General features: G+C 43.6%; 14 protein-coding genes and 3 tRNA genes. 3 read left to right on the top strand and 14 right to left on the bottom strand.

All coding sequences use genetic code 11. The features are described 5' to 3' along the window. Positions 1-223 precede the first annotated feature (223 nt). The gene (ipdC, locus tag BGP75_RS00365) at positions 224-1879 is read left to right on the top strand and encodes an indolepyruvate/phenylpyruvate decarboxylase (RefSeq protein WP_076713898.1); all 1656 of its coding nucleotides are present in this window, start codon (positions 224-226) and stop codon (positions 1877-1879) included. Positions 1880-2084: 205 nt separating this feature from the next. Here ipdC and BGP75_RS00360 read toward each other — a convergent pair. From BGP75_RS00360 to BGP75_RS00350, 3 genes are all read right to left on the bottom strand, one after another. Continuing rightward, positions 2085-2160, bottom strand: a tRNA-Thr gene (locus BGP75_RS00360). A gap of 9 nt (positions 2161-2169) precedes the next feature. Beyond that, positions 2170-2254 (bottom strand) — tRNA-Leu (locus tag BGP75_RS00355). A 59-nt stretch (positions 2255-2313) separates the two neighbouring features. Next, a tRNA-Pro gene (locus BGP75_RS00350) sits at positions 2314-2390 on the bottom strand. Between the two features lie 359 nt (positions 2391-2749). Between BGP75_RS00350 and BGP75_RS00345 the strand changes: the two genes are divergently transcribed. Beyond that, positions 2750-3016: a hypothetical protein gene (locus tag BGP75_RS00345; protein WP_076713896.1), complete on the top strand. Its 267-nt coding sequence runs from the start codon at positions 2750-2752 to the stop codon at positions 3014-3016. Here BGP75_RS00345 and BGP75_RS00340 read toward each other — a convergent pair. The 11 genes from BGP75_RS00340 to BGP75_RS00280 form a co-directional block, all read right to left on the bottom strand. After that, positions 2987-3178 carry a hypothetical protein gene (locus BGP75_RS00340; RefSeq protein WP_076713894.1) on the bottom strand — a complete coding sequence of 64 codons (192 nt, stop codon included), beginning with the start codon at positions 3176-3178 and terminating at the stop codon, positions 2987-2989. The two genes, BGP75_RS00345 and BGP75_RS00340, sit on opposite strands and share 30 nt — an antisense overlap. Positions 3179-4043: 865 nt before the next feature. Continuing rightward, complete coding sequence (locus tag BGP75_RS00330; RefSeq protein ID WP_076713890.1) at positions 4044-5300, bottom strand: hypothetical protein; 1257 nt, start codon at positions 5298-5300, stop codon at positions 4044-4046. A gap of 1360 nt (positions 5301-6660) precedes the next feature. After that, entirely contained in the window at positions 6661-6990 is a 330-nt protein-coding gene (locus BGP75_RS00315; RefSeq protein WP_076713883.1) for a hypothetical protein, read from the bottom strand. 75 nt (positions 6991-7065) lie between these two features. Continuing rightward, the gene (locus tag BGP75_RS00310) at positions 7066-7257 is read right to left on the bottom strand and encodes a hypothetical protein (RefSeq protein ID WP_076713881.1); all 192 of its coding nucleotides are present in this window, start codon (positions 7255-7257) and stop codon (positions 7066-7068) included. A 387-nt stretch (positions 7258-7644) separates the two neighbouring features. Then, positions 7645-7998 carry a hypothetical protein gene (locus BGP75_RS00305; protein ID WP_076713879.1) on the bottom strand — a complete coding sequence of 118 codons (354 nt, stop codon included), beginning with the start codon at positions 7996-7998 and terminating at the stop codon, positions 7645-7647. A 105-nt stretch (positions 7999-8103) separates the two neighbouring features. Then, entirely contained in the window at positions 8104-8388 is a 285-nt protein-coding gene (locus BGP75_RS00300; protein ID WP_198939243.1) for a hypothetical protein, read from the bottom strand. Positions 8389-8481: 93 nt separating this feature from the next. After that, entirely contained in the window at positions 8482-8958 is a 477-nt protein-coding gene (locus BGP75_RS00295; protein WP_076713873.1) for a hypothetical protein, read from the bottom strand. A 13-nt stretch (positions 8959-8971) separates the two neighbouring features. Next, positions 8972-9271, bottom strand: coding sequence for a phosphodiester glycosidase family protein (locus BGP75_RS00290; protein WP_076713870.1), 300 nt, complete (start codon positions 9269-9271; stop codon positions 8972-8974). Then, positions 9271-9642 carry a hypothetical protein gene (locus BGP75_RS00285; RefSeq protein ID WP_076713867.1) on the bottom strand — a complete coding sequence of 124 codons (372 nt, stop codon included), beginning with the start codon at positions 9640-9642 and terminating at the stop codon, positions 9271-9273. Before BGP75_RS00285 ends, BGP75_RS00290 begins: the two co-directional genes overlap by 1 nt. Positions 9643-9832: 190 nt before the next feature. Then, positions 9833-9955, bottom strand: coding sequence for a hypothetical protein (locus BGP75_RS27555; protein WP_255395913.1), 123 nt, complete (start codon positions 9953-9955; stop codon positions 9833-9835). Between the two features lie 158 nt (positions 9956-10113). Continuing rightward, positions 10114-11043: a tyrosine-type recombinase/integrase gene (locus BGP75_RS00280; RefSeq protein ID WP_143820937.1), complete on the bottom strand. Its 930-nt coding sequence runs from the start codon at positions 11041-11043 to the stop codon at positions 10114-10116. Positions 11044-11265: 222 nt separating this feature from the next. Between BGP75_RS00280 and dusA the strand changes: the two genes are divergently transcribed. Beyond that, entirely contained in the window at positions 11266-12318 is a 1053-nt protein-coding gene (gene dusA, locus BGP75_RS00275; protein ID WP_076713865.1) for a tRNA dihydrouridine(20/20a) synthase DusA, read from the top strand. The last annotated feature ends 123 nt before the right edge of the window (positions 12319-12441 follow it).

Genomic DNA, 12441 nt, shown 5'->3' with positions numbered 1-12441 from the left:
TATCGTTAAATCTGTAAAAGCCTCGTTTGGCAGGCTGTTCCAAAAATTCACCACCTTCCCTATCTCAGCCCAACACTGAACTCGCTAAAAGTAGCCAAACCTCAACATAAAACCATCTTATTTTTAGATCATCTTATTAGAATTTTAATAATTTTTTTAATACCACTTTATAAGTATGCTTACTATCCATATTTTTCTCATATAGTCTGCTCACAGGTGAAGCATGAATTTAGCAGAAGTATTGCTGCAAGCATTAAAAGATCATGGCGTCAGCGAAATTTTTGGCATTCCAGGTGACTTTGCGCTGCCATTTTTTAAGGTAGCAGAAGAGTCTGGAATTCTACCGCTCTATACATTCAGCCATGAGCCCACGGTAGGTTATGCAGCAGATGGGGCAGCTCGCTGCCACGGAAAACCCTCTGTGGCAGCAGTCACATACGGCGCAGGCGGATTCAACATGGTTAATCCAATTGCTGCCGCCTATGCCGAAAAATCGCCGGTTATTGTTATTTCAGGCGGCCCTGGTGAAGGAGATAAAAATACTGGGTTGCTGGTACATCATCAGGCAAAAAGCCTTAACTCTCAGCTGGAAGTGTATAAAGAAGTCACCTGTGACCAGGTTATTTTAAATGACGTACAAACTGCGCCTGCAGAAATAGCTCGAGTATTGGAAAACTGTGTCCGCCAATCCCGCCCCGTTTATATTGAAATCCCCAGAGATATGGTGTTCCACTCCTGTGAACCTGTCACTAAAAACATAACACCCAGCCTCTCTTTAAATGAAAAAGCACTGGATGCCTGTGTTGATGAAATTATGCAACAAATTGAAGGATCTCATTCTCCGGTACTTGTCGTCGGTGTTGAAATTCGCCGTTTTGGTATTGAAGAGCAAACAGCAGAGCTGGCCAAAAGACTGGGGATTCCAGTCGTAACGACCCTTATGGGAAGAGGCCTTCTATCTGATAAGGATGTCAACATGCTGGGCACTTATCTGGGAGTTGCCGGTGATCCAGACTTAACACAGCTTGTGGAAAATTCTGATGCTCCTATTTTGCTTGGAGTAACCCTGACAGATGGTAACTTTGGCGTATCAGAAAAGAAGTTTGATTTCCGCAAAGTCATCCTGGCATCAGATGGCCAGGTATCAATGGGTTATCACCTCTACCCTGAGATCCCTCTGGAGCAACTGGTCAAACAATTACATCAAAGAGCCCATGCTATAGAACCAGAAGTCCGACTAATACCAACTCCCTCTAAATATCCCACAGGCTTGATTGCAGATCAGACTCCGGTAACGCCGACTGATATCGCCACTGCAATTAATGACTTATTCAGCAACCAGGGCCCCATGCCTATCGCTGCCGATATGGGAGACTGCTTTTTCACCACGTTGGACATCGAATATACCGATCTTGTTGCCCCTGGATTCTACGCAACGATGGGATTTGGCGTACCGGCAGGGTTTGGTATGCAAGCAGCAACAGGACGTCGACCCATTGTTTTAGTTGGGGATGGTGCGTTCCAAATGACAGGCTGGGAGCTGCTGAATGCGCCTCGATATGGCTGGAATCCAATCGTGGTCGTACTGAACAACAGCAGCTGGGAGTTGCTTAGAACTTTCCAGCCGGAATCAAAATTCAATGACCTACCTGTTCTGAACTACGCCAATATTGCTAATGATCTGGGAGGCGACGGACACCAGGTAACGACCCGACAGGAGTTGAAAGCAGCCCTCGACATGGCTGTTGAGAACACCGATAAATTCCAGCTAATTGAAGTGATTATCGGTCAGGGAGTACTGTCCAATACACTGCATCAGTTTGTAGATGGAATTACGCGCATGAGAAAGCAGGCTGAAATAAACGGCGCTTGCAGCTAGTTTTAACTCTTGATCAGGTAGCCTGATGACTAGCAGTGATCACTATTCATTGGGCTCGCGCTGTTTGCATAATAACTAAACGCTGGCAACCCAGTTATCTGGATCATAAAACAAGTAGGGATAACAAAAAAGTAAGCAGGATCAGAAGACAGTTTCGAGTAAACCAAAACATCCGCCAGGAAACAGATGGGGTATCCAAATAAAATGGTGCCGGCACCAAGAGTCGAACTCGGGACCTACTGATTACAAGTCAGTTGCTCTACCAACTGAGCTATGCCGGCAACATAAAATGGTGCGGACGGAGAGACTCGAACTCTCACACCTTTCGGCACCAGAACCTAAATCTGGCGTGTCTACCAATTCCACCACGTCCGCAATACGTCATTCCGAGAATACCGGTATTCAAGCATTTAATGCTCGATACTGGGTAAAGATGGTCGGGGTAGAGAGATTCGAACTCCCGACATCCTGCTCCCAAAGCAGGCGCGCTACCAGACTGCGCTATACCCCGATACCAGTTACATATCCTCGTATCCCAAACCAATTTGGCACTCACTCAGTAACATTAAACGATGACCGGGTGCGCTTTCAATCAGCTGGGGCGCGAATATTACTCAGGGATTAAGATTGATGCAACCCCCTAAGGAAAATTTCCTTCAGGGTAAATCCCAAACAGGGTCGCAACATAAACATACGCAAGCAAGGGGGCACACCTGTTCCCGGAATTCTCTAAACAGTTAACATGGTTTTATCACTGAGTTACGATACCATGACAGCCTGACTGGAGACTTTTCCCCTGATAACAACCAAACCAGTAACTTCAGCGCTTAAATACCAACAACGTTACACAATACGGACAGGATCAACTCTATGACTGATACAGAGACAAACGATCGGCTATTCTATGAAGCTGGAAGTGATGCTCAAGGCTGTCAAATTGTTGCTATAAGCGGAGCCAGGCATATCACTGTATCCAACAATGATGACCTGTGCGGCGACTCTTCGACAGGCTTTGGCGCAACCGTCGCCATCGACATATCCAGGGCTGATGTTGAGCGCCTACGTGATTTCCTGAATCAATGGCTGGAGTCTCCGACTGAACCTCAGTCAACGCTTATAGAGCACCAGACAGGATAGCCACGCAATAATACCGACCGCTACGGCAAGACCGATGACAGGTGCTTGAATAATCAATACTTCAATCAGCAAAAAGCCTCCGGATATTCCGGCAAGTACTCGCAAATCGGGGGTCGATGAGGCGGGACTACTATCAGTTTTGATCCTAGTAACATTATCCATAATGTAATTCCTGGTTCAAAAACGTTACAACGATATCGAGACCCTATAGTGATCTCAATTGTTGAAGTATAGAACAGATTTACAGAGTGGCTCGCTAATCCTGCCAACAAAATTGAGCAAGCATACTCATCAAGGTACTTCATTCAAACAGCCCTTCCTAAAGGGAGAATAAAATGCCTAAGTACATGCAGGGAGAACAAGTCTATCACTACAGCCATCTCCCTGAAGCCTGTACTCTGCGTTATCATCTCAGCCTTATCTTTACGGGATTCTATAATCCGCCAGGACACGTTCGCCTCGTAATCTCCCGCCAACTTCCCCACAGGAGAGACCTTGTCCCACGACTAGGTCAATTACCCCCGGGGTTTCAGATAATGGGTTCTTCGATGTACTTCTGACATTTCATTCACTACCTCTCTGTTGTGAATGATATCCCACTTAAACCTGTTCGAAACCACTCTGCAGAACATTTATCTACTGAGATAAAACAGGCCATAAAGCTTCCGATCAAAAACTCTGTTTTGTGGGCTCTACTGATCCTTCTTTTCAAAGAATTATATTCAGGGCGAGTTTAAATTAAACAAGACTTCTGTATACCCTAATTATTTAACCCAGACGTCAACAAATTGAATATTTAATTTTTATAGATAATAATTTATATTTTAAAAATATCGTCCTCTTGTTGAGTTCCACAACAGGCAGAAGACCCTAAGAACCTATCTAATTAAATCTTAAAAATTCAATTTCACTATATCTATAAGTCTGACCTGAATTAACAATACTTGACATACGATTAAGCAACAGGACTAATAGTATACATTGGACAGTCGTGGCCTATTATGGAAAATACTTTTGGTTTAACGAATCAGCCCTGTGGCACTGGATTACCTTTTAGCTTTTCCCAGTTCTCAATTGGCCCATACACCTCTTTACTCAACAAAACATCCAGATCCTTTTCAATTCGATTGTAGTGCTCCTCACGTTTTTTCTTTATAGCGGCATTATTAGCGCCTGTTTCCTGAGTTCCATCAGCTTCATCTTTAAACCAACTTTTGCAAACACTTCGATCCATAATAACGTCACATTTTCTCTGAACTTCACCAATTTTTGCCAAACGCCTCTCTTTCAATTCTCGAGCACTATTTCGGGCGTACGGTATATAATCATCGATTAAGGTCTCTACAATCTTGGCATAGTCCGATTTAGCGGGATCTCTCACTTTAGAATCAATCAACGCTCGCTCTTGATTCAATGCTATTTGCATACAAGCTGCAGTCATAAAATTGAGGAGTGCCGAAATCCCAACATCAACCTTATCCGGTTCGGTGAACTTTAAAATATTGATGATGTCAGTGTAAAAGTCTTTGGCATAAGGACTAAGAAGCTCCATTAATTCGTCTTTTGAAGCTCGCCCCGAATTCTTTTTGACCATATACTCTGTATTCAAGAATAAAACAAAACCATCCACTTTTTCGGAAGCCACCTTGATATCATGCTCTGCCAACCCACTCCGAAGTACTTCCTCCAAAGCCTTATAAATCTGCATCCATTGTGCACCAGATTGACTTTGAGAAGGCCAGAATGCCGCAAGCATGGTTGCGCCAATAATATCCGCGGGCGGAGGCAACATCTTCACCAGTCCTTTGGCCAAAGTACTGGCCGCCCCTTCTAAATTGGGTAAATCGTTGGCTGCTAGATTTTGAGTTTCAACGGGAGCAGCGTCTGCGTCTTTCGAGTTTGACACGACAAAATCAACAGTGGCCATATTGGTGGTTTGTCTAAGAACCATCGTTCCTGAGCGTAACCCTTCCCACTCTTCAGTGAGATAAGTGGTGAACAATTGAATTTGATATTCACTATCCAACAGTGGAAATGACTGATTGATTTCCGAAATAATATTAGAGTTCAGGTGGGGATCAATGAATTGAGCTGCGCAGGAATCAGAAGACAACTCTTCTATGGAAGCCACGTGCAGCGGGGAAGATTTAGAAGAATTATCGTTAAGAAAAACTTCTAAATTTTCAGACATGTCAGTGTCAATAAAAAAGTTAAGTCGATGCTTGGCATAACTATTAATATTCTGGCCATTTCCAGACTTAAACATAACAATAATTTCAGACATACGATTTTCCTTTATAAGAAAATGAAAATATGGAGTATCACGCTTGTGCTGTATGCTGGCAAAATTTCGTATTGCAAGTTGTTGTGCACAGACTACGTCGGAAACTCCAAATCAGAAAAGTGTTGAATTCCTGTGTACTGAAACACCCTTGGGCTTTGTTCTCCTTTTTTCTAGAAAGAAATCCAAAAATTTAACCCATATAGGAAATTCGCCTTCCCGTAACTCGCAAATGTTTCAATACTATTACCTATCCACCAACGAGGATATACAACTCAATTTATTTCGTACCAATCAGCTGTCATCTCTGATATTTTTTATATTGCACACAAGTGTACTTCCTATCCAAGATAGCCAACAAACTTATACGTAAAAATTTCAGAAAATTAGAATATTTTTAGACATTTACAGCCTCCTTTCTGCGGGACAACACATATTTTCGTTATCCAGTATTAGAAATGCACGACACATCCTTAAGTGCATTAAAACATTGTTAATCCAGCCCTATCTTTCACTCTAAACTTAGAGAAAATCTACTTAGAAATTAAATAACATTGAACTCTGGAGCTTAGTGTTACACTGTATGTTGCATGTAGGTATAGTACAAAAATAGCAAACCGCTAGTTATCCAATAAAAAAAATATGGCGTTATCCTGTACATACTCTGATCCATAATGAACTTCCATTCTGACGGAACGAGAGCACCAATGGCCATTACAATCAAACAAACACTTGAGGCTCCATGGGTAATCCACTGTCCGATGTATCTGACATGTTCCTGTTCGTCGTTCAAGTCTGTTGATGTTTTAACAGGATCAGCTGCAGGTGTAGATTTAGTGGCAGGTTTATCCTTACCCAGTTCTATTGCCTGGGCCGTACTGAGTTTGACTTCATCCCCCACAGCAATAATTGTCTTTTCTCCAGATCAATTTCGATCTTCAATCTGGACTTTTACACGGTAGGTTTTAATCGCTGCCATTCTGGGCGCTCCTATAGACTTCTAGTGTTCTCGAATAGCTTGCTGCTTCTGACTGCATTTTTTGGGAGTACTGTGACGCAGTGACATATAATTCATTTGCCTTTTCATTAGGATCGATGAAACATCCAGAGAGCAATATGATCCAACTTAACCCTACTAGGCTCAATACTCGTTTTCTCATCGTATCTCCTGCGGTTACCGCCTAAATTAAAGTCACGCATTTTATATTCAACTAGACTGATTTACTTGTGTATAAGGGCATTGGGGTCTGCCCCTATGACGCTGGGGTCTGGCCGTTTGGCTTTGTACACGCCATAGGTCCTAGCCGCGTAGCGACGGTCTTTGACCTGATTGTTCGGCGCAATGGACCAATTTTTGAATAGTTCATGAACACTTTCCTTTAAAGAGGCTTAGTAAAATAAGCCATAGGCCGGTAAGAGAAAATGCATAGCCAATAAAGATTAGCCTACCACCAAAGCCAGGATCAGAGATGTCACGATGTAGAGAAAGGTAAGCGCTCATGTGTTCTGAATCAGCAGATAAAAGAATCAGTACAATATCTGCCCCAACGAGGATAAGCCCAAAACAGATAAACCAGGCGCCAATTTTTCTAAAGCCCGTAGCTGTTTCTTTGTTAGTCATGCGGTAGTACGCCGCACCACTGATAGAAAGGGCAATAACGGATGCGACCTTGAAAATATACGCCGAGATCATTTATGCCGCCTAAGGGAACTCAATGAGGTTTGACCTTTTGGTTTCAGAATGAGCACTGGTAGAAAATACCACTTTTTACATTACTCCTTCGTAGAACCACTTTACCGGCAGAAAGTAGGTCTGCCAAAAAACAACCATCACCACCAACGCCAATAGACACCCGATGATAGTTGCTTCTGCTGTATCGGGACCGAATAAAATCAGATAGCGACTAGATAGATTTATCTCTTTTTCACTCAATAGGCGCTTGCTGAGCCTGGTGTTCATAGCTGCATCATAGTGTACGAGTATACGTGAAGCTCACCATCCAGGGACTTTCGGTTGGTAGCAAATGAAAAGTAGTGAAATGAAAGCTAGAATTGTTGCGACTGCTACGATCCTACCCAAGTTTCAATCCCTCGAAGAACACTAAGGAAATTCAAAAAGGGTCTGACCCTTTGGCTGCTTGAGTTCAAAATCACTTGGCTAAAGCGGACACAGAATGCAGCGCACCCTTCGGCGTCTGTAGGGCCTAGATGAATTTGAACCATTCGTATGACCATTTCAGATTATCCACGGATCTGGGTTACCATCTATAGTGATTTGCATACTTTCAAAGTGGACGATATTTCTTGATGGCATTTTTGAATTCAATGAGATCTGAATCATTTTCTTCTATTGATGGGTTTGTAATATGATTGTTCGCTCGATAAACCCAAATACTATTAACCCAACCATGATTACAACGAACACTTTTAACCATTGAGTTTTTCTCTTGATTCCAGCTTGCATTTTCTCACCTGAATCGATCAGATCAAACAGTTCCAAGGTATAACTCTCTGCTCTATTGTTCTCATAAATAAATCGTAACGACTCCTGCACTAATGGAATCCAAACTGACGGTGGTTCTTCACCTTCAAATTCCTTATCAAGTGCTATTTCAACACTCTTTGCATCTGATTTGAAACCTAACCTCTCAAGCTTTCGTTGAAACGCTTTAGCCTTATGGTAATACTCTTGAATATCCATATTTTCCGCCAATCACGATTGCAATAGGGATCTGACCCTCTGGTTTCGAGCGCCAGCTAGGAATAGTAGTTGGGGCTAACTCTTTGCCTTTTATACCTAACGAATTCACGATTTCCACACGCTCTTTTTCAACCGCAAATAGATCCCCCCCAAAACAGATAAAACAGCGGTAGCTGCTATGTCCAAAACCGCCAAAAATGGTATGGGATCAGACCACTTATCCATATTAGCCGTCTGACCATAGTACGGAGGGCCTGCACCGTATGCCTCAGAAAGAGTTATATAGTTGATATAGATTCCACAAGCTATCAGTAGAGCGCCAGTAACCAAAACACTCAAATGCAGCACTTGAAGCATTGTGGGTAATCCCCTGTCAGATGTATCTGGCATTTTCTTAGCCCTGATTCCTTTATGAGGTTATAAGTCAGGTGAATACAGCCACTACGTCAAACACCGCTTTTCGCTGTGTCGATTCCGTCTGCCTTAGTTTCTTTCTAACAATTCATTAAAGGGCGTTTTCCATGGTGCTGGACCTGTAAACAAGTAAACAGATTCATCACTAGTTTTAGCAGTTATTTGAAAGCCAAAGAGAACACTCTCAATACGCCAGTCTAAACCTATGCCATCAGCAATATTGTAGTTAAGGCGATGAAATGGATATAAGAACCACTGATCTTCTAATACAGCACGTTTATGGTTAAGAACTACTGTATGACTCGCCAACCCTGTTAACAAAATGGAGCAACCAAGCATGCTCAACAAGTACTTCCAACTTTTTTTGTACAGCGCGAAGCAAAACATAAGTACTGATAAAAAAGCGGTCGCTCCCTTAAAGTTAACCGATGCGGTGAAGATCGGTATTCCTGCCTCGCTACCATGAGCCACATAAAATGGATCTGATGACACGTAAAGAACACCACACATCAACACTGTATAGACAACAATCAACAGAATTTTCATTCAAGCAGTCCTTTTAGAGGGAAAATGAAATACCCATAGTATTCGACTCATTTTTATTAGCCCCTTGTCGCACATGAAAGAAGCCATTAGCAAAGAGCATTACAGAGTCAGATCCATCTAGGAAAATCGCGTTTTCGCAGCCTTGCTTGATTAGTTTGGACTTAATCGTATCAAAACTTAGGCCAGCCACTCCGTTCGGTTGAACAATGACCATCAGCTTACCGGCCTGACTGTTCGCAGCGATAATAGCCTTTCCCGTAGGTAAAGGTCTTTTCTGCTGATCTGCGTACGTGGAGTTGTTTCTTTGCGTCATTACAGCTTTTTGCTCATCAGAAACCGCTCCTGTTGGCTTACAGCCCGGAGGGACTGGGCAGACACTTTTCCATTCTGATAAACATAACCATCTGCTTCCGTATGATGCGCAGGTACGGCATCATTTCCCACGCTAACATCTGCATAACCGATGGCAGAAAGCGAATACTGCATAGCGTTAATAGCACAAACAAAATGAGATTTATCGTAGGCAGATTCGACCGTAGTCGAAAAGTGCTCTTCTTTTGTGCGAACAATAGCATTCATCTTTGCTGTAATAGGCAGAATCATAAACTTCAAAGAACCATCACAGTGAACGGTGTAAGGGTTGGTTGCTTTAACCCACAACTTTGGGTCATCAATTGATAACATCGGTGTTCTTCATCCTTGGACTATAAGTTGACCTGCTGTTAGCGGATCAAGATGTGCTGAATTCCCAAGATGTCGTCGCCTTGGGAATCAGGAAGTATCTAAGCCTATTCGAGATCTGGAGTCATTCCCGGTAATAAATGTAAATCAAACTAGTTGAGGTTTTACGTGCGGTTTGAACCAAAAACTGGCGTCATTCCAGCTTCTGTATATCCGTATGGGTAGCCGGTCGGTAACCATGGTCGGTGAATTGAATCAATTGATCTGCTAGTTGATCAGGACAGATAAATGTTGAGTATCGAACAGGGGTAGACATGATCGCCTCCATGCAATTTTAAGATAGAATCGTTCCATCAATCTAAGCCGTGGATTTAACAAAAAAACAGCATAAATGTCAATAATTTGGATATTCAGCACCTTATCTCGACCGGCGCTGCAATAGATAAAGAAGGAGTGTTATATTAGCTGTAGCATCTAAAACACTAACGCCTCTGCACTTCTTCCAGGGCGAAGATGTGTATAACGTTGTAACACCGTCCAATCTTCATGCAGTGTAAACAGCTGCACTTCCTGGATACTGTACCCGACTTCAAACAATCGACTCGTGGCTTCATGTCGTAGGTCATGAAAACACAAATCCTCTATTTCCAGCATTTTACATGCTCGTGTAAAGGCTGCACTTACCGACCTTGCATTGCAGGGAAGAATGAATTCAGAGGTCTGTAGCTGCCGTTGGACAATTTCCCATGCCACTTCGGTGTATGCAAATCGATGATGGTTACCCAGCTTCTCTCGCGGGTGTTTCAGGTCCCGGACCATACCCGTTTTTTCTTTCTTATTATTGGTCCACTCCAGCCGAGTAATTTCGGATTGTCTCCGCGCCGAGTGAACAGCAAACCACATGATATCCCGCATAGGAATTGCCGCTCTGCCATCACGTCGACCAAAATAGAGATCCAGCGCTTCAAGTTCTTCCGTTGACGGCCTGCGATCCCTGATTGCTGATCGAGCAACCAGCCGCTCAGATTGAGCAGCGATCACCGCGTCTTCAACGGCACCAACAGCCACTGGCCAACCCTTTGTGACACGAGCAGATTTAAAGGCAACCCGTAACCAGGCTAAATCATTATTTGCGGTCTGCGGTTTTACTGTCTTAAGTCGCTCCATTAAATGATTCAGAATCTGTCCATTGGTCAACTCAATGGCATCAAGGTCTGACAAATCTGATTTAATCAGTTTATTGATGTCGGCATTCTTGCTACGCCCCATTGATCGAAGATGGGACATATCATCTTTGTACCACTGAAGCACTTGTCCTACAGTGATACCTTGATGCTGGACCTTTTCAAGTTCCCTAGGGTCTTGTAATATTGCTTCGCGCCGAACGGCCCAGTCTTCAGCCAATTTTTTTTACCAAATGATCGGCTTTCTTGGTGTATAATCTTCCCTTTCCGTTTTATTCTTATTTTCGCACGATAGGTCACATTACCGGTCGGCCAAGCCCTTTTCTCAATGGTTGCCATAGTGTTCGCCTTAGTGGTGTCCCGCAAAGAAGTTCGGGACACTTACGGGACACCAAGATTAAAAAAAACGGGCTGAAACAGGCAAGAATTGGTTACAAACAGAATGTTAGAAAATGCAGTAAAAACAACCACCAACACAGATAACACGCAGCCTGCGCTAGACAGACGCTTCTGCGTTGCGCCGATGCTGGACTGGACCGACAAGCACTGCCGTTATTTTCATCGTCTGATGAGTAGCCAGTCTGTTCTTTATACGGAAATGGTAACTACCGGCGCTTTAATCCATGGTGAGCGGGATCGCTTCCTTCAATATAACAACGTCGAACACCCTGTTGCTTTACAGCTGGGAGGCAGTGATCCTAAAGCTTTGGCGGAATGCGCTCAGATGGCTGAGGATTACGGCTACGATGAAATAAACCTGAATGTCGGCTGTCCCAGTGATCGTGTTCAAAATGGTCGATTCGGTGCCTGTCTGATGTCAGAACCCGATTTGGTTGCAGACTGTGTCACGAGTATGCGCAAGGTAACCAAAATCCCTGTGACCGTTAAACATCGTATCGGTATTGATGATCTGGACAGCTATGAGTTACTGCACAAGTTTGTCGATACTGTTGCCGGTGCAGGTTGCGATACCTTTATTGTTCACGCTCGCAAAGCGATTTTAAAGGGGTTAAGTCCCAAGGAGAATCGAGACATACCACCACTGATTTATGATCGGGTATACCAACTAAAAAGCGACTTTCCGGAACTTGAACTGATTATCAATGGAGGTATTAAAACCTTCGACGATGTGAAAGCCCACCTTGGCAAAGTAGATGGAGTGATGGTGGGTCGCGAAGCCTATCAGAACCCCTTTATGCTTGCCCGGGTAGATAAGGAAGTCTATGGACTCGATTCTGGCGAACCTCTTCTGCGCAGCCAGATCATGGATGGAATTTATGACTATGTGGATGGACAGCTATCGCAAGGAGCCCAGTTAGGCTGGATCGCACGCCATATTATCTGCCTTTATCAAGGCATGCCTGGTGCGCGAAAGTTTCGCCGCCATATTAGCGAAAATGCCTTTAAGCAGGGAGCTGGGGTCGAGGTCCTTAGAGAGGCTGTATCGATGGTACAGGAGCCTTTGTTGCTTGATCCAGAACCCGACGCAGCCTAGGCTAGTCAGCTAACAACAAAACGAAATAATCAGGACGCAGCAACCGTTCATACAAAGAACACACAGAACTGCTTACAATAAAAACGGGGCCTTTTTGCCCCCTACATGTGGATACAGGTGAGT

This window comes from Motiliproteus sp. MSK22-1, from assembly GCF_001968815.1.
Classification (GTDB): Bacteria; Pseudomonadota; Gammaproteobacteria; order Pseudomonadales; family Balneatricaceae; genus Motiliproteus.
Note: the sequence above shows the minus strand (reverse complement) of the source record. Positions and strands in the feature narration are given on the sequence as shown.